At 73.0% G+C, this 16,694-nt stretch carries 16 protein-coding genes and 1 tRNA gene; 4 read left to right on the top strand and 13 right to left on the bottom strand.

Going from position 1 to position 16,694, the window contains the following annotated elements:
• Positions 1-46 precede the first annotated feature (46 nt).
• Positions 47-130 (bottom strand) — tRNA-Tyr (locus tag ACGFIA_RS11560).
• Between the two features lie 147 nt (positions 131-277).
• Here ACGFIA_RS11560 and ACGFIA_RS11555 point away from each other — a divergent pair.
• Entirely contained in the window at positions 278-772 is a 495-nt protein-coding gene (locus ACGFIA_RS11555; RefSeq protein ID WP_013473720.1) for a YajQ family cyclic di-GMP-binding protein, read from the top strand.
• A 398-nt stretch (positions 773-1,170) separates the two neighbouring features.
• On the opposite strand, the gene ACGFIA_RS11550 is transcribed toward ACGFIA_RS11555, so the two are convergent.
• The 8 genes from ACGFIA_RS11550 to ACGFIA_RS11515 all read right to left on the bottom strand — a co-directional run bounded on the left by ACGFIA_RS11550 (position 1,171) and on the right by ACGFIA_RS11515 (position 9,972).
• Positions 1,171-2,430 (bottom strand): MFS transporter, encoded by a 1,260-nt coding sequence (locus tag ACGFIA_RS11550; RefSeq protein WP_357383506.1) that lies wholly within the window; start codon positions 2,428-2,430, stop codon positions 1,171-1,173.
• A 138-nt stretch (positions 2,431-2,568) separates the two neighbouring features.
• Positions 2,569-3,447 (bottom strand): zinc metalloprotease HtpX, encoded by an 879-nt coding sequence (gene htpX, locus ACGFIA_RS11545; protein ID WP_357383503.1) that lies wholly within the window; start codon positions 3,445-3,447, stop codon positions 2,569-2,571.
• Positions 3,448-3,596: 149 nt separating this feature from the next.
• A complete protein-coding gene (locus ACGFIA_RS11540; RefSeq protein WP_357383501.1) occupies positions 3,597-5,063 on the bottom strand; it encodes a proton-conducting transporter membrane subunit in 1,467 nt (488 codons plus the stop codon).
• Positions 5,060-6,565 carry an NADH-quinone oxidoreductase subunit M gene (locus ACGFIA_RS11535; protein WP_357474154.1) on the bottom strand — a complete coding sequence of 502 codons (1,506 nt, stop codon included), beginning with the start codon at positions 6,563-6,565 and terminating at the stop codon, positions 5,060-5,062. Before ACGFIA_RS11535 ends, ACGFIA_RS11540 begins: the two co-directional genes overlap by 4 nt.
• The gene (locus ACGFIA_RS11530) at positions 6,562-8,487 is read right to left on the bottom strand and encodes an NADH-quinone oxidoreductase subunit L (RefSeq protein ID WP_393259712.1); all 1,926 of its coding nucleotides are present in this window, start codon (positions 8,485-8,487) and stop codon (positions 6,562-6,564) included. Before ACGFIA_RS11530 ends, ACGFIA_RS11535 begins: the two co-directional genes overlap by 4 nt.
• Positions 8,484-8,864, bottom strand: a complete 381-nt coding sequence (gene nuoK / locus ACGFIA_RS11525; RefSeq protein ID WP_357383495.1) for an NADH-quinone oxidoreductase subunit NuoK — start codon at positions 8,862-8,864, stop codon at positions 8,484-8,486. Before nuoK ends, ACGFIA_RS11530 begins: the two co-directional genes overlap by 4 nt.
• Complete coding sequence (locus tag ACGFIA_RS11520) at positions 8,861-9,385, bottom strand: NADH-quinone oxidoreductase subunit J (RefSeq protein WP_357383493.1); 525 nt, start codon at positions 9,383-9,385, stop codon at positions 8,861-8,863. The genes nuoK and ACGFIA_RS11520 overlap by 4 nt, the downstream gene beginning before the upstream one ends.
• Complete coding sequence (locus ACGFIA_RS11515) at positions 9,382-9,972, bottom strand: NADH-quinone oxidoreductase subunit I (RefSeq protein ID WP_357474150.1); 591 nt, start codon at positions 9,970-9,972, stop codon at positions 9,382-9,384. The genes ACGFIA_RS11520 and ACGFIA_RS11515 overlap by 4 nt, the downstream gene beginning before the upstream one ends.
• Before the next feature lie 104 nt (positions 9,973-10,076).
• On the opposite strand from ACGFIA_RS11515, the gene ACGFIA_RS11510 reads away from it, so the two are divergent.
• Positions 10,077-10,487, top strand: a complete 411-nt coding sequence (locus tag ACGFIA_RS11510) for a Uma2 family endonuclease (protein WP_393259708.1) — start codon at positions 10,077-10,079, stop codon at positions 10,485-10,487.
• A gap of 142 nt (positions 10,488-10,629) precedes the next feature.
• On the opposite strand, the gene ACGFIA_RS11505 is transcribed toward ACGFIA_RS11510, so the two are convergent.
• The gene (locus tag ACGFIA_RS11505) at positions 10,630-11,052 is read right to left on the bottom strand and encodes an ester cyclase (RefSeq protein WP_393259705.1); all 423 of its coding nucleotides are present in this window, start codon (positions 11,050-11,052) and stop codon (positions 10,630-10,632) included.
• A gap of 94 nt (positions 11,053-11,146) precedes the next feature.
• On the opposite strand from ACGFIA_RS11505, the gene ACGFIA_RS11500 reads away from it, so the two are divergent.
• Complete coding sequence (locus tag ACGFIA_RS11500; protein WP_393259702.1) at positions 11,147-12,190, top strand: glutathione S-transferase family protein; 1,044 nt, start codon at positions 11,147-11,149, stop codon at positions 12,188-12,190.
• A gap of 164 nt (positions 12,191-12,354) precedes the next feature.
• Here ACGFIA_RS11500 and nuoH read toward each other — a convergent pair whose 3' ends face one another.
• Positions 12,355-13,317, bottom strand: a complete 963-nt coding sequence (gene nuoH, locus ACGFIA_RS11495) for an NADH-quinone oxidoreductase subunit NuoH (RefSeq protein WP_013288672.1) — start codon at positions 13,315-13,317, stop codon at positions 12,355-12,357.
• Positions 13,317-14,198 (bottom strand): NADH-quinone oxidoreductase subunit C, encoded by an 882-nt coding sequence (locus tag ACGFIA_RS11490; RefSeq protein ID WP_393259699.1) that lies wholly within the window; start codon positions 14,196-14,198, stop codon positions 13,317-13,319. The genes nuoH and ACGFIA_RS11490 overlap by 1 nt, the downstream gene beginning before the upstream one ends.
• A gap of 101 nt (positions 14,199-14,299) precedes the next feature.
• Here ACGFIA_RS11490 and ACGFIA_RS11485 point away from each other — a divergent pair, with 101 nt between their 5' ends.
• Positions 14,300-15,346, top strand: a complete 1,047-nt coding sequence (locus ACGFIA_RS11485; RefSeq protein ID WP_357383485.1) for a glucose 1-dehydrogenase — start codon at positions 14,300-14,302, stop codon at positions 15,344-15,346.
• A gap of 31 nt (positions 15,347-15,377) precedes the next feature.
• Here the strand turns inward: ACGFIA_RS11485 and ACGFIA_RS11480 are convergent, their stop codons facing one another.
• Entirely contained in the window at positions 15,378-16,694 is a 1,317-nt protein-coding gene (locus tag ACGFIA_RS11480) for a DUF2252 domain-containing protein (RefSeq protein WP_357383483.1), read from the bottom strand.

Here is a 16,694-nt window from a genome sequence, read left to right as displayed (position 1 = left end):
GGCCCCCGACCTTGCATTTCCGCAGGTCAAGGGCCTTGCCGATCCCTGGTGGCGGGTAGAGGATTCGAACCTCTGTAGCTTTCGCGACGGATTTACAGTCCGCTCCCATTGGCCGCTCGGGCAACCCGCCAGGGCACACCACCGCGTCGCAACGCGGCAGCGGAAGCAAGGATAGCGGTTGCCCCCGGCACCACCGCAACCGGGTACCGTCAGGAGGTCCCACGCTGGTCAGTGCGGGACGGACCAGGACAGACCGCCGGACAGCAGGAGCATGAGCATGGCAGCGAACCCGTCGTTCGACATCGTGAGCAAGGTCGACCGGCAGGAGGTCGACAACGCCGTCCGCCAGTCGGAGAAGGAGCTCTCGACGCGGTTCGACTTCCGCGGCACCGGCGCCGAGATCTCCTGGTCGGGTGAGGAGGCGATCAGCCTCCAGGCGGAGACCGAGGAACGGGTCCGGGCCGCGCTGGACGTCTTCAAGGAGAAGCTGGTCAAGCGGAACATCTCCCTGAAGTCGCTCGACGCGGGCGAGCCCCGGCAGTCGGGCAAGATCTTCAAGATCGACGCCAAGGTGGTGCAGGGCATCGACTCGGACAAGGCCAAGGCGATCAGCAAGAAGATCCGCGACGAGGGCCCGAAGGGCGTGCAGGCGCAGATCCAGGGCGACCAGCTCCGCGTCACCGGCAAGAAGAAGGACGACCTCCAGGCCGTCATCGCGCTGCTCAAGGGCGAGGACTTCGGGCTGGCGCTCCAGTTCACCAACTACCGGTAAGCACGACCACCGCCGGTCGATCGAGTGGTGGCAGGTGACCGCATCGGTTCCCTGCCACACGTACGGTCCGGACCGGTGCGGGATGTGAGGGCCGGGAGCGGCAGTCGTCGCTTCCGGCCCTTTCTGCCTTCAGGCGACTTCCTTGGGGTACGGGCCGGGTGTGCGGTCGGGTGGGAGCCATGGCTCTCGCAATGTTCCTCCCCTATCGACCGGTGCTCCGCCAACCGGTACTTCGCCGGCTTCTGCCGGGGCTCGCGGCCTCCGCTCTCGGTGACGTGGCTGGCAGTACCGCTGGGCACGATGCTCGGCGGCCAGGCGGGCCCGCACGACCAGCCCGTCCGGGCGGGCGCGCCGGGTGATCGGGTACGGCCCCGGAGCGCTCTGCGACGGGTGAGCGGTCAGGCGACGAGCGTCTGCTCGGCGCGTACCGCTGTGGCCTCGGCCCGGGCGATCGGGCCGCCGGGCAGCGCGGCGACCGCGGCCCCGACGGCGACCGCCACCCCGGCGAAGACGAACGCCCAGGAGACGCCGCCGGCGTGGTCGATGATGAGACCCGCGATCGAGCCGCCGGCGGCGCTCGCCGCGATCGACATGGTGACCACCCAGGTGTACGCCTCGTTCAGCATGCCCGCCGGGGTGATCCGCCCGACGAGCGTGTTCTCCAGGGTGAGCGCGGGGGCGATGGCCGCGCCGCCGAGCACCAGCGCGACGCCGAGCGCGGCCGGGCCGGGCATCACCGCGAAGACGGCGAAGCTGGCCGCGACGGTGCCGAGCAGCCAGGCGAACTGGCGGGTCATGTTGGCGGCGGGCTTGCGTACGCCGAACCAGAAACCACCGATGGCGCTGCCGACGCCCCAGACGGCGAGCAGCACGCCGGCCAGGCTCTCCGGGTCGTCGGCGCCGGAGTTCCCGGCGAAGGCCGGGACGATGACGCCGGAGGCGCCGAACGCGATGCCGAGGCTGGCCACGCAGAGCAGCAGCGCGGGGAAGCCGCCGAGGCGCAGCGGGCCGAGGCCCCGGGCGTGGTGCTCGCGCGGGTGCGGGCGCCAGCCGCGCATGACCCGGCCGAGCGCGACGGCGCCGGTGCCGACCAGGGTGACCACGGCGGCGCCGACGAGCGCGGCGGAGGCGTCGGCGAACAGCACGAAGCCCGCCACCAGCAGCGGGCCGATCACGAAGACGACCTCGAAGAGGGTGGTCTCGGCGGCGAGCGCGGTGTTGCGCAGCTGCGCCCGGCCGGTGGCGGGTGCGGTGAGGTCGTTCCAGGCGCCCCGGATCGCGGCGGTGAGCGGCGGGTACGTGGCTCCGGCGAGGCCCGCTGCCAGGTAGATCAGCGCGAGGTTGCCGCTGTCGGAGCGGGTGGCGGTGAGCAGCCAGATCAGCGCGAACGGGTGGGCCAGCGCGGTGGCCAGCAGGACGGGGGTGGGTCCGACCCGGTCGGCGATCCGGCCGGCGACCGGGCTGAGCGCGGCGCCGGAGAGCGCGTAGATGCCCCCGGCGACGGCGGCCAGGGAGTACCGGCCGGTGACCTGCTCGACGACGAGCAGCAGCGCCAGCGGGGTCATGCCGATCCCGAGCCGCCCGATGATGCCGAGGACCAGCAGCATCGGAGCGCCGGGGATCCGCCAGACGCCCTGGTACTGGCGCAGTGCGGCCACTGTCAGACCTCCAGGAGGGTAATGAGTGGGAGACGTTTCGACCCTAACGGCGCGGCATGACCGGGGGAAACGCATTGTGCCCGGACACACCACCGCGCCCGCGTCGGGGACGCGGGCGCGGTGTGGGCGTACGGCGGGTCAGCGCTGGAACTGCACCGGCCCGGAGTTGCGGGCCATCTGCTCCAGGCGGGCCACCCGCTGCTCCATCGGCGGGTGGGTGGCGAACATCGCGGCGATGCCGCCGCCCCGCTTGAACGGGTTGTCGATCATCAGGTGGGCGGTGCTGGCGAGCTGGCCCTGCGGCGCCAGCGGACGCGCCTGCGTACCCATGTGGATCTTGCGGAGGGCGCTGGCCAGTGCGAGCGGGTCGCGGCTCAGCTCGGCGCCGGACTTGTCGGCCTGGAACTCGCGGCTCCGGCTGATCGCGAGCTGGATCACCGTGGCGGCGATCGGGCCGAGGATCAGCGTGAGGAGCAGCACTGCCGGGTTCGGGCCGTCCTCGTCGTCGGACGAGCCCAGCGGGATGAACCAGGCGAGGTTCGCCAGCATGGTGATGATGCCGGCCAGGCCGGCCGCCACGCTGGAGATCAGGATGTCCCGGTTGTAGACGTGCGACAGCTCGTGGCCGATCACGCCACGCAGCTCCCGGTAGTCCAGGACCTCCACGATGCCCTGCGTGACGCAGACCGCCGCGTTCTCCGGGTTACGGCCCGTGGCGAACGCGTTGGGCTGCGAGGTCGGGCTCACGTAGAGCCGGGGCATCGGCTTGCCGGCGAGCGTGGAGAGCTCCCGCACCATCTGGTACAGCTCGGGGAACTGTGCCTCGCTGACCGGTTGCGCCTTCATCGAGCGCAGTGCGAGCTTGTCGGAGTAGAAGTAGGTGACGCCGTTCATCAGCAACGAGACGACGACGGCGATGACGAGACCGCCGCTACCGCCGAACCAGTAGCCGATCGCGAGGATCAGCGAGGTCAACAGGCCGAGCAGCGCTGCGGTCTTGAGACGGTTGTGATGCACGATCTCTCCTTCGGTGCACGGGCCCTTGCGGGAGGCCCGCTGACCGGTTCAACACACCGGTACCCGTCAACCATCCGGCTCATGGCTGAAAGTTGGCTGGATGTTGCTGTGCGCAGGCTGAGGCGGTCGCCCATCCGGGCAGGAACCGGTCAGCGCGCCGCGACGTCCAGCACCAGCTGCGGTGCGAAACCGATCACCACCGCCGCCACGGTGGCCACGCCGAGCGCCAGCGCCACGGTCCGGGCGGGCCGGACCGCCGCCGCGTCGGTAGGCGTCGCGTAGAGCGAGGCGGTGACCCGCAGGTAGTAGGCCAGGCCGATCACCGCGTTCAGCGCCACCACGAGCGCCAGCCATCCCGCGTGCCCGGCCAGCAGCGCGCGTACCACTGTCACCTTGGCGAACAGCCCGGCCAGGCCCGGCGGCAGCCCGGCCAGCCCGATCAGCGCCAGCGCGAACGCGCCGCCCACCCACGGATGCCGCCGCGCCGCGCCACGCAGGTCGGCCAGCGTGCCGCCGTCGCCGTCCGCCGGGCGCAACGCCACCACAGCGGCGAACGCGGCCAGCTCCAGCAGCACGAAGAAGATCGCGTACGCGACGGCTGCCGCGTACGCGCCCGCCGGCGCGTCGCCGGTGCGGCCCGCGGCCAGCGCCAACGCGCCCAGCGGGGCGAGGATGTACCCCGCCTGGGCCACCGACGACCAGGCGAGCAACCGCACGGTACGCCTCTGACGCAGCGCCACCAGGTTGCCGACTGTCATGGTCAGCACCGCCAGCGCCGCCAGCACCGGGCCGGTCATGTCGCCGGGCAGGGCCCGCTGCACCACAGCCAGCAGCGCCACCACGCCACCGAGCTTCGAGGCGGTCGACAGGTACGCGGCCACCGGCAGCGGCGCGCCGTCGTACGTGGCCGGGGCCCAGGCGTGGAACGGCACGGCGGCGACCTTGAACGCCAGCCCGGCCACCACGAGCGCCGCCGCGACGCCGGTCAGCGGCAGACCGGTCAGGTCGTCGCGGGCGGCCAGTGTGGCGCCGAGCCGGTCCAGGTGCAGCGTGCCGGCGACCGCGTAGAGCAGTGCCGCGCCGAGCAGCGTCACAGTGGTGGCGACCACGCTCACCACGAAGAACGTCACCGCCGCCTCGGCACCGGCGAGGCTGCCCCGGCGCAGGCCGACGAGCACGTACAGCGGCAGCGTCAGCGTCTCCAGCGCCACGATCAGCGTGATCAAATCACCCGCCGCGCCGAGCACCACGCCCCCGGTCATCGCGCAGGCGAGCAGGAAGCAGTACTCGCCGACCGGGGTACGCCCGGCGCGCAGCAGCGGGCCGGACAGCGCCAGCACGCCGAGCGTGAGCAGGGCGATCACCGCCCCGACCAGCGCGGCCCGGCCACCCCACACCCAGGAGCAGTCCGCGCCCACGCAGAACGTGCGCCGCTCACCGGCCGCCCCGACCAGTGCCGCGCCGGCCGCGGTGCCGGCCGCGCCGAGCGCCGCCACCGCCACCGTGACGGCGGGCCGGGCCACCAGCAGGTCGAACAGGAGCACCAGCACGGCCGTGCCGGCGGCCAGGTACGCAGGCAGCATCGCCAGGTTGTCGACAGGCTGCACCAGGCTCATGGGACGACCCCCAGCAGCGCCTCCACCGGGCCGGAGGCGTACGACAGGACCAGCGCCGGGGCCAGGCCGACCGCGAGCGCGAGCAGCACCAGCGGCGCCCAGGCGGTCAGTTCCGCTCCGGCCAACCCGGGTGCGAGCCCCGCCACCGCCGGACTGGGCCGCCCGTGGGTGACCCGGCGCAGCAGCCGCAGGAAGTACGCGGCGGTGAGCGCCCCGCCCAGCGCGGCCAGCACTGCAAGCGTCAGCCAGAGCGGGCCGCCCCGCCGCACGGCGGCCACCACGGCGAACGCCTCACCCCAGAACCCGGCCAGGCCGGGCAGCCCCAGCGAGGCGACGGCCGCGAAGCCGAGCAGCCCGGCCAGCCGGGGCGCGGTCTCCCGCAGCCCGGACAGGTCGGCCAGCGAGCCGGTGTGCGCGCGGTCCTTGACCGCACCGGCCAGGAAGAACAGCAGGGCGGTGATGACGCCGTGGGCGATGTTGCCGATCAGCGCGGCCTGGAGCCCGGTGGCGGTGAGCGTGGCGACCCCGAGCAGCACGAAGCCCATGTGCCCGACGCTCGAATAGGCGATGAGCCGCTTCAGGTCGTCCTGCGCGAGGCAGACCAGGCCACCGATCAGGATCGCGGCGACGGCGAGGACGCCGAGCACCGGCGCGGCCCAGCGGGCGCCCTCCGGGGCCACTCCCACGGCGACCCGGATCAGCCCGTACGTGCCCATCTTGAGCAGCACCCCGGCGAGGATCACGCTGCCGACGGTGGGCGCCTGGGTGTGCGCGTCGGGCAGCCACGAGTGCAGCGGCCAGAGCGGGCTCTTCACCGCGAACGCCAGCGCCAGCAGCGTGAACGCCGCGAGCTGGGTGCCCCGGGACAGCCCGCCGCCGCCGGTCAGCGTGACCAGGTCGGCGGTGCCCGCGGCGGCCACCACCACGTAGACGCCGACCAGCAGCAGCACCGAGCCGAACAGCGTGTAGAGGGCGAACTTGCGGGCCGCCCGACGCCGGTCCGCGCCGCCCCAGCCGGCGATCACCGCGTACATCGGCAGCAGGACGACCTCGAAGAACAGGAAGAACAGCACCAGGTCGAGCGCGAGGAACGTGCCGAGGATGCCGACCTCGACCACCAGCAGCAACGCCACCAGCGCCCGCCCGCTGCCGCTGCCGGTCGGCACCCGCCACAGCGTGTACGCGCAGCACAGCAGCGTGAGCAGCGCGGTCAGCACCACGAGCGGCCAGGAGATGCCGTCCACGCCGAGGTGGAAGCGCAGGTCGAGCCCGGGCACCCACGGCAGGTCGACCTGATGCCACGGCTGCACCGCCGGGCGGGGCCCGTACCCGAACCAGCCGTGCTCGCCGCCGACCAGCGGCAACGTCGCCAGTAGCGTCAACGCGGCCGCGGCGGTGCCGACCACCCGGCCGGCCCGGTCGCCCGGCACGACCGCTGTGGCCAGCGCGCCGAGCGCCGGGACCGCGACCACGGCGACCAGCAGGACCTGCCCGAACGTCATGACGTGACTCCGATCAGGGCGGCCGCCAGGCCGATCAGCAGGGCGCCCGCGAGCACCCCGGCCGCCGCGCGCGGCAGCGCCGCCCGGTGCAGCGCGGCCAGGCCGCCGCCTGCCTCGGCCGCCGCCCGGCCGCTGCCCTCGACCAGCCCGTCCACGCCCAGTTCGTCACCGGTACGCACGGCCCGCGCGAGCGCGCCCGCCGGGCGTACGACGAGAGTGTGCTGGACGTCGTCGAGCCGGAACGCCCGGGCGAACACCGGCCGCAGCGGACCCAGGAAGCGGGCCGGGTCGGCGGCCGGGTCGCGGCGCCAGCCCGCCCAGGCGACGCCCGCACCGGCGAGCAGCAGCAGGAACGGCAGGATCAGGTTCGGCGCGAGGTGGACCAGCTCGACCGCCTCGCCGGTGTCGTCGCCCGGCACCCGCAGCCGGTCGGCGAACCACGGCGCGAACGCGGCCAGGCCCAGCAGCGCGGCCGGGACCGTGAGCAGCAGCACCGGCCAGCGCAGCAGCGCGGGCGGGTCGTGCGGGCGCAGCAGCGGCGTGCGGGTCGCACCGAGGAACGTGCGCAGCAGCAGGCGGCTCGCGTACCAGGCGGTCACCGCGACGCCGACCAGCCCGGCCAGCCAGACCAGCCAGCCCACCCAGGCCGCCGTCGGCCCCACGCCGTCGAGCGCGGCCGCCTCGGCGGCTGCCAGCACGCCGTCCTTGCTCCAGAAACCCGAGAGCGGGGGTACGCCGGCGAGTGCGCCCAGGCCGACCACCATGCACCAGAACGTCACGGGCATGGCGGTACGCAGGCCGCCCATGCGGGACATCAGCGTGGTGCCGACGGCGTGGATCACCGCACCGGCGGCGAGGAACAGCAGCGCCTTGAACGCGGCGTGGGTGAGCAGGTGGAACAGCGCGGCAGCGGGTGCGCCGACCGCCAGCGCGCCGGTCATGTAGCCGATCTGCGAGACCGTCGACCAGGCGAGCACCCGCTTGATGTCGTCCTGCGCGGTGGCGGCGAACGCGCCGAGCAGCATGGTGATCGCGGCCATCACACCCAGCACGGCGAGCGCGGCCGGTGCGCGCTCGAACAGCGGGAACAGGCGGGCCACCGCGTACACCCCGGCGGCGACCATTGTGGCGGCGTGGATCAGCGCGGACACCGGCGTCGGACCGGCCATGGCGTCGGGCAGCCAGGTGTGCAGCGGGAACTGGGCGCTCTTGCCCGCCACCCCGGCGAGCAGCAGCAGGCAGGCGGCGGTGAGCGTGCCGGTGCCGTAGTCGTGGGCCAGCACGTCGGCGATCCGGAAACTGCCCGCGCCCACGCCGAGCAGCGCGATGCCGAGCAGGAAGCCGACGTCACCCACGCGGGTGACCAGGAACGCCTTCACCGCCGCGCCTGGTGCCTCGGGCAGCCGCCGGTCGTGGGCGATGAGCAGGTACGAGCAGATGCCCATCACCTCCCAGCCGACCAGCAGCATGATCAGGTCGCCGGACACCACCACGGTGAGCATGGCGGCGGTGAAGATGCTCAGCTGGGCCGCGTACGGCGGGTAGCGGTGGTCGACGTCCACGTCGTCGTGCGGGCCCCGGCGCAGGTAGCCGATCGAGTAGACCTGCACGGCCAGCGCCACAGTGGCGACGGCTGTGGCGACGAGCACCGCGACACCGTCCAGCCGCAGGCCCAGCGTGACCCGCAGGCCACCCAGGTCGACCCAGGTGGTGGACGCCTCGACCGGGGCGTCCACGCGGACCAGCAGCGCCAGCGCGGCCAGCAGTGACACCGCCGCACCGGCCACGCCGAGCGCGACAGCCGCCCGTCGGGCCCCCGCCCGGTCCGGGCGCGGGGCGGGCGGCAGCAGCAGGCCGAGCAGCCCGGCGACCAGCGGCGCGGCGGGCAGCAGCGCGGCGAGCCACAGCGTCGGTGTGCTCACCGGACCGCTCCTTCCGCGCCCGGCGCTGCCGTCGCCGGCTGCCCGACGGGGGTCACCGCGACACCCGGTTCCGGCTCGGCCAGCGGCACGTCGTCGACAGTGACGCTGGCGCGCAGCCGGTAGAGCTGGAGCACGATGGCCAGCCCGACACCGATCTCGGCGGCGGCGAGCACGATCACGAACAGCGCGAACACCTGCCCGGAGTGCGGCAGCACGGCCTTGACCGTGGTGTCGGCGGTGACCAGCACCAGGTTCACCGCGTTCAGCATCAACTCCACAGCCATCAGCACCAGGACGGCGTTGCGGCGGCGCAACACGCCGTACACGCCGAGGCCGAACAGCAGCGCGGCGGTGACGTACGGGATGACCGGCCTCACGGACGCCCGCCCTCGTCGGCGGACCGGCGGCCGATGTCGGGGCGGGAGAGCACGATCGCGCCGACCAGCGCGGCCAGCAGCAGCACCGACAGCACCTCGAACGGCAGCACCCAGGAGCGGAACACCTGCTCGCCGATGCGCTCGGCGGTGCCGGCGGCGGGCAGGTCCACCCGGGACCAGCGGAACGCGTCGATCAGCAGCACGGCCAGGCCCAGACCGCTGCCCGCGCCGACGAGCGCGGCGGCCCAGCCCGGCCGGTCCAGGTCGTCCGACGGGCCGATCGGCGCGCGGGTCAGCATCACCGCGAACAGCAGCAACACCACCACCGCGCCGACGTAGATGAGCACCTGCACCCAGGCCACCAGCTCGGCGGTCAGCACCAGGTAGTCACCGGCGAGCGCGCCCAGGCAGACCACCAGCCACAGCCCGGCCCGGACCAGGTGGCGGGTGGTGACCACCAGCGCACCCGCGCCCACCGCCACCGCGCCCAGCGCGAGCAGCAGCACGTCCGCACCGGTCATGAGGCGGCGCCTCCGCCCGGATCGGCGGCGGCGTCGGGGCGTACCCGAGTGGGAGCCGGACGGGCCGACGGACCCGCCGCCTTCCGGGCGGCGGTGGTCTCCTCCTTGGAGGGGTCGCCGAGCGGGTCGTGGGCCGGCGGCGGCGGCACGGTGGCCATCCACTCGCCCAGGTGGTCCTTGTCGTGCAGCAGGTCCTTGATGTCGTACTCGGCGTACTCGAACTCGGGCGACCAGTAGAGCGCGTCGAACGGGCAGACCTCGACGCAGATGCCGCAGTACATGCAGAGCGAGAAGTCGATGTCGAACTTGTCGAGCACGTTGCGCTGGCGGGGGCGGGCGGCACCGGGCACCGCCACCTCCTCCTTGTGCGAGTCGATGTAGATGCACCAGTCCGGGCACTCGCGCGCGCAGAGCATGCAGACGGTGCAGTTCTCCTCCAGCAGCGCGATCACGCCACGGGAGCGCGGCGGCAGCTCAGGCTCGACGTCCGGGTACTGCTGGGTGGTCGAGCGGCGCGTCATCGTCTTCAACGTGACCGCCAGGCCCTTCACCAACCCGGCACCGGGCACTCCACCGTGCTCGCTCATGCCGCCCATCCTGCCCTGTGGCCCGGGCGAGCGCGACCACCACCCGGCTCTTGGCGGCGGTATCGTGAGCGCGGGGAGAACGACGCACCGGGAAGGGCTGGTCGGTGACCACTGACCTGGAGAGTTTCCGGCCGCCCCCGGGCGGGTGGACGACCGATCATCTGGACCTGCTGCCGGAGGACGGGCACCGCCGCGAACTGCTCGACGGAGTGCTGCTCATGTCGCTGCGCGGCCGGACCCACCAGAGCATCGCGGCCCTGCTCATGGTCGCGCTCGACGAGGACTGCCCCGACGGGTACGACGTGACCCAGGGTGTGGAGGTGCGTATCAACCGCACCCGCTCCTTCATCCCGGACGTGCTGGTCACCACCGCAACCGCCGCCGCGCGCGAGCCGTCCCGGTACGAGCCGCACGAGGTGGTGCTCGCCGTGGAGATCGTCTCGCCCAGCACCCGGTCCATCGACCGCGTCCTCAAGCCGGCGCTCTACGCCCAGGCCGGGATTCCGTTCCACTGACGGATCGAGATCGAGGACGAGGACATCGTCGTCTACACCTACAAGATCGATCCGGTGCACGAGGTCTACACGGAGACCGGGCGGTGGACGAAGTTCGTCGACACCGGCGAGCCGTTCCCGGTGAACCTGCCGATCAGCCGGATCACGCCTCGCCGGGTGTGAGCGGCGGCAGCATCTCCACGCCGAGCTGCTGGAGCACCTGGAACAGCTCGTTGACGCTCCACACGTCCAGGATCCGGCCGTCGTCGTCGAAGCGCAGGAACGTCGCGCCCGAATAACTGACCACGCGGCCGGTCGGCGGCACCGGGCCGAACTGCCCGGCCTGGGTGCCGGCGGCCCGCCAGCGCACCGCCACCCGCGTACCTGTCGCCACCACTTCGACGATCTTGTAACGCAGGTCGGGGAACGACGCACGCCGGTCCCGGTGCCACGCGAGCACCGCCGCCGGGCCGGCGCCGCCCAGCCCCGGGCAGTCCGCCGCCACCAGCTCGTACGCGCTCTCCTCGCGCCCGGCGTTCCACACGTCGGCGACGAAACGCCGGGCCGCCGCCTCCACATCGGTCACGGCCGGCAGCCTATGCCCCTCTGTGACGCACTCGCCCTGCCGGGAGCCGCCGGAGCGGCGATGATGGGAGCGAAAAGCGAACTCGGAGGTGGGTGTGGGCAGCGACGACGAGGTCCTGGACCGGACCGGCGGCAAGTACGTGGAGCCGGGTGGCGAGTTCACCCGCGACCAGCGCTACATCGCCACCCGGATCACCGGCGACGGGCGGAACGACTGGCCGGTGGAGCCGGGCCGCTACCGGCTGGCGGTCAGCCGGGCCTGCCCCTGGGCCAACCGGCTGATCATCGTCCGCCGCCTGCTCGGGCTGGAGGACGCCATCTCGATGGCGGTGGCCGGGCCGACACACGACAAGCGGAGCTGGACGTTCGACCTGGACCCGGACGGCAAGGACCCGGTGCTGGGCATCTCGCGGCTGGCCGAGGCGTACTTCGCCCGCTTCCCCGGCTACGAGCGCGGCATCACCGTACCGGCGCTGGTCGACGTGCCCACCGGGCAGGTGGTGACGAACGACTACGCGCAGATGAGCCTGGACCTGACGACCGAGTGGACGGCGTACCACCGGCCGGGCGCGCCGGACCTCTACCCGGAACCGCTGCGCGGCGAGATCGACGAGGTGAACGAGGTCGTCTTCGCCGACGTCAACAACGGCGTCTACCGGTGCGGCTTCGCCGGCAGCCAGGAGGCGTACGACAAGGCGTACCACAGGCTGTTCGACCGGCTGGACTGGCTGAGCGAGCGGCTGGCCGGGCAGCGCTACCTGGTCGGCGACACGATCACCGAGGCGGACGTACGGCTGTTCACCACGCTCGTCCGCTTCGACCCGGTCTACCACGGGCACTTCAAGTGCAACAGGCAGAAGCTCAGCGAGATGCCGGTGCTGTGGGCGTACGCGCGGGACCTGTTCACCACGCCCGGGTTCGGTGACACGATCGACTTCGTGCACATCAAGCGGCACTACTACGAGGTCCACCGGGACATCAACCCGACCGGGATCGTGCCGCTCGGCCCCGACCTGAGCAACTGGCTCACCCCGCACGGCCGGGAGGAGCTGGGCGGCCGCCCCTTCGGCGACGGCACCCCACCCCCGCCCCCACCCCCCTCCGAGCGCGTAGACCCGTCCCACACCCCGTTGCGCTGACCCGCGCCCTCACCCCGCCCCGCCTCGCCCCGCCCCGCCCCGCCTTACCTCGTCGATCTTGCACTTTGGGCCCTGAAGCTGAGGGCTTTGCCCCTTTCGCCGGGGCATAAAGTGCAAGATCGCCGGGGAGGCAGGGAGGGCGGGAGGGAGGTGGGGAGGGCGGGTTAGAGGGCCAGGCGGACTGCGGCGGTCAGGACGAGCTGGGCCAGGGCCAGGGGGACCAGGACCAGCCAGCAGAGGCGCTGGAGCTGGTCCTCGCGCAGCCTCGGGTAACTCACCCGCAGCCAGATGATCACGAAGGCGACGGCGAAGACCTTCAGCAGCGTCCACAGCCAGCCGAGCTGCGCGTCGGCGAACGGACCCTGCCAGCCACCGAGGAACAACACAGTGGTCAGCGCCGCGATCACCACGATGCCGACGTACTCGGCGAGCAGGAAGAACGCGAACCGCAGGCCGGTGTACTCGGTCATGTAGCCGAACACCAGCTCGGAGTCGGCCACCGGCATGTCGAACGGCGGGCGGCGGATCTCCGCCAGCCCGGCCACGAAGAAGATCACCATGGCCGGCGCCTGCCACAGCAGCCACCACGGCTGCCACGCCTCCACGATGCCGGGCAGGCTGAGCGTGCCCGCCGCCATCGCCACCGAGGCGGCGGCCAGCACCAGCGGCAGCTCGTACCCGAGCAGCTGGGCCGCGCCGCGCAACCCGCCGAGCAGGCTGTACTTGTTCGCCGACGCCCAGGCGGACATGAGCACGGCCAGCACGCCGACGCCCACCACGGCGAGCACGAAGAACAGGCCGATGTCCAGCGGCTGGGCGACCAGGTCACCCGGCCCGAGCGGGATGACCAGCAGCACCAGCAGGTACGGCACCAGCGCCACCGCGGGCGCCAGCCGGAACACCGGCCGGTCCGCGTCGCGCGGGGTGACGTCCTCCTTCTGCACGAACTTGATGCCGTCGGCCACGAGTTGGGCCCAGCCGTGGAAGCCGCCCGCGTACATCGGGCCCAGCCGGCCCTGCATGTGCGCCATCACCTTGTGCTCGGCCTGGCCCACGATCAGCGGCAGGGTGAGGAACGCGACAAGCACTCCGGCCACCCGCAGGACCAGTTCCAGCCAGTCCGGCATCAGCTCTCCCCCGTCGCGCCGGGTTCCGGCTCCTGGCGGGGCGGCCCGGTCGGCCGCTCCCCCGGCAGCGGCCGCCCGAGCGGACCCGCCTCACCGGCCGCCGGAGCAGCAGCGGACCCCGCCCCGGCCTCCCCGGAAACAGGCCCCTCCGGAGCATTCCCGGCAGTCGGCCGCGCCGGACGCTCAGCGGCAGCAGGCCGCGCCGGGCGCTCACCCGGGGCGGGCCGCGCCGGGCGTTCCCGGGCCGGGCGGGCCGGCGTACCCCCGCGGGGGCCCTCACCGGCACCAGCCGCACCCGCCGGCGTGGGCGTCGTGCCCCACTCCCCCGGCGCGGGCACGCCCGGCGGGCGGACCGGCCGGCGTCCGCCGCCCGCCTCCGACTCGCCCGGCTCCTTCGCGCCAGGCCACGGCTTGGCGACCCGGGAGGCGAGGACGAACTCCTTGCGCAGCGGGTGCCCCTCGAACTCCGGCGGCAGCAGCAGCGGTCGCAGCTCGCCGTGGCCGGCGAAGTCGATGCCGAACATCTCGTGCGTCTCGCGCTCGTGCCAGGCGGCGCCGGGGAACAGGCCGACCACCGACGCGACGACAGGCGTGTCGCGGGGCACCCGGGTGCGCAGCAGCAGCCCGTGCCGGTGCCGGACCGACCAGAGGTGCAGCACCACGTCGAAGCCGTCGGCCAGCTCGTCCACCGCCGACAGCCAGTCCAGGAAGTCGAGATCCAGCTCGGCGTCGTCGCGTGCCGCACGCACCGCGTCCGCCCAGCTCGCCGGGGGTACGTCGACGGTGGCGCGGGCGTACCCCTGACCGCCGGACACGGACGCGGTGGCCTCGACGGGCGCGAGCAGCGCGACCACTCGCGAGCCGACCTCTTCCGGAGTCATGCGCTGATCCTATGGCCGACGGCTGCGGACCGGGTCGGGCCGCCCGGGCCGGATCGTCGCTTTGCCGGACGCGCGGCGGCAGCGCGCGGAAAGATGGGTCCGTGCGCGCTGTGACTGTGACCCCCGGTGTCCCGGATTCGCTGCGGCTCGCCGAGGACTGGCCCGAGCCGCCGCCGGAAGAAGGCGCGATCCTGGTCGAGGCGCTGGCGGTGGGTGTGTGCGGCACCGATCACGAGATCGTGGCCGGCGAGTACGGCGAGGCGCCGCCGGGCCAGGATCGGCTGGTGCTGGGGCACGAGTCGCTGGGTCGCGTGCTGGACGACCCGACCGGCACGTTGCAGCCCGGCGACCTGGTCGCGGGCGTGGTCCGCCACCCCGACCCGGTGCCCTGCGCGAACTGCGCGGTGGACGAGTGGGACATGTGCCGCAACGGGCGGTACACCGAGCACGGCATCAAGGCGCTGCCCGGCTTCGCCCGGGAACGCTGGCGGTTGCAGCCCAAGTTCGCGGTCGGCCTGGACCCGGCGCTCGCCTCGGTGGGCGTGCTGCTGGAACCGGCGAGCGTGGTGGCGAAGGCGTGGGACCACATCGAGCGGATCGGCCGCCGTGCCGAGTGGAAACCGCAGACCGTGCTGGTCACCGGCGCCGGCCCGATCGGGCTGCTGGCCGCGCTGCTCGGCAGCCAGCGTGGGCTGTCGGTGCACGTGCTGGACCGCAACACCACCGGGCCGAAGCCGGAGCTGGTCCGGGCGCTCGGGGCGACGTACCACACGGCGCCGGTGCCCGAGCTGGACGTGAAGCCCGACGTGGTGATCGAGTGCACCGGCGCTCCCACGGTGGTGCTGGACGCCATGTGCAAGGCCGCGCCCACCGGCATCGTCTGCCTCACCGGTGTGTCGAGCGGCGGCCGGACCGTCAACTTCGACGCCGGGGCGCTCAACCGGGAGCTGGTGCTGGAGAACAACGTGGTGTTCGGCTCGGTGAACGCCGGGCGGCGGCACTGGGAGATGGCCGCCGAGGCGCTCGCCCAGGCCGAACAGTCGTGGCTGACCTCGCTGATCACCCGCCGGGTGCCGCTGTCGAGCTACCGCCAGGCGTACGCCTCGGTCGGTGAGGACATCAAGACGGTGCTGGACTTCACGCAGTGAGCCGGGGCGCCGGATCCGGTGCCCCGGCCCTTCAGATGCCGGGTAGCCGGCCGTTGCGGAACAGGTCCACGAAGAGCTGGTGGTCCTCGCGGGCCCGGATCCCGTACCGGTGCCCGAAGTCGACCAGGTAGTTGACGAACCTCTCCGGCTCGGCGTCGACCACGGCGACGATCGCCTCCTCGGTGGAGTAGTCGACCAGGTCGTGGCTGGACTCGTCGTCGGCGACCGAGTGCATGCGGGCCACCGCCCGGCCCAGGTCGGCGAGCACGCCGGACAGTTCCTCCGGCTCGTTCACGTCGGCCCAGTCCAGGTCGGCCGCGTACGGGGAGACCTCGGCGACGAGCTGCCCGACACCGTCCAGCTCGGTGAAGCCCAGCCACGGGTCGGCGTGCGCCTGCAACGCGCGCTGCGACTCGGCGGTGCGGTGCCCCTGGTGCCGGAAGTACGACCGGACCCGCTCGTCGTCGACGTACCGCGCCACGGCCGGCACCTGCGCCTGCTTCATGTAGATGACGACGTCGTTCTCCAGCGCCTGGGTGTGCCCCTCCAGCAGCACGTTGTACGACGGCAGCCCGGCCGACCCGATGCCGACGCCCTTGCGCAGCACCACGTCCTTGATGCCGGTGGCCACCGGACGCATCCGGGTGGCCGACTGCGGCAGCGTGTGCAGGTAGTCGGCGAACGCCGCGCAGACCTTCTCCCGGGTGGCGTCGTCGATCTCGTACACACCGTCGCCGAGGGAGAACCGGCGCTCGTAGTTGTCGACAGTGGTCTGCCCGGCGAGCAGGTCCACCCGGGTGTTCAGCCGTGCCTGCTGGAGCACCCGCCGCAGCACGCCGTCGGCGTTGTCGAGCGTGATCGAGCCGATCGCGTCGTCCCCGCCCGCGGCGATGGCCCGCAGCTCGGCCAGGTACGACCGCGCGAAGCCCGCCACCAGCTCGCCGATCACCCGGTCGGAGAGCGCCTTGGCGTAGCCGAGCAGCGCCACGCTGGCGGCGAGACGCTTCAGGTCCCAGGTGAACGGCCCGACGTACGCCTCGTCGAAGTCGTTGACGTTGAACACGAGCTGCCCGGAGGCGTTCATGTAGGTGCCGAAGTTCTCGGCGTGCAGGTCGCCGTGGATCCACACCCGGCTGGTCCGCTCGTCGAGGAACCTGTCGCTGCCGAAGTCGCCGCGCTGGTCGGCGTAGAACAGCGCGGCGCTGCCCCGGTAGAAGGCGAACGGTGACGCCGCCATCTTGCGGAACTTGCGGCGGAACGCCGCCGGGTCGATCGCCATGGACGCGCCGAACTCCTCGGTCAGCACGTCGATGATGAATGCGGAGCGCTCCTCCGCGAGGTCGGTCAT

The sequence above is a fragment of the Micromonospora sp. NPDC049203 genome (genome assembly GCF_043197215.1).
Classification (GTDB): domain Bacteria; phylum Actinomycetota; class Actinomycetes; order Mycobacteriales; family Micromonosporaceae; genus Micromonospora.
The sequence above is the reverse complement of the archived record's forward strand: the minus strand, read 5'-3'. Positions and strand labels throughout refer to the sequence as shown.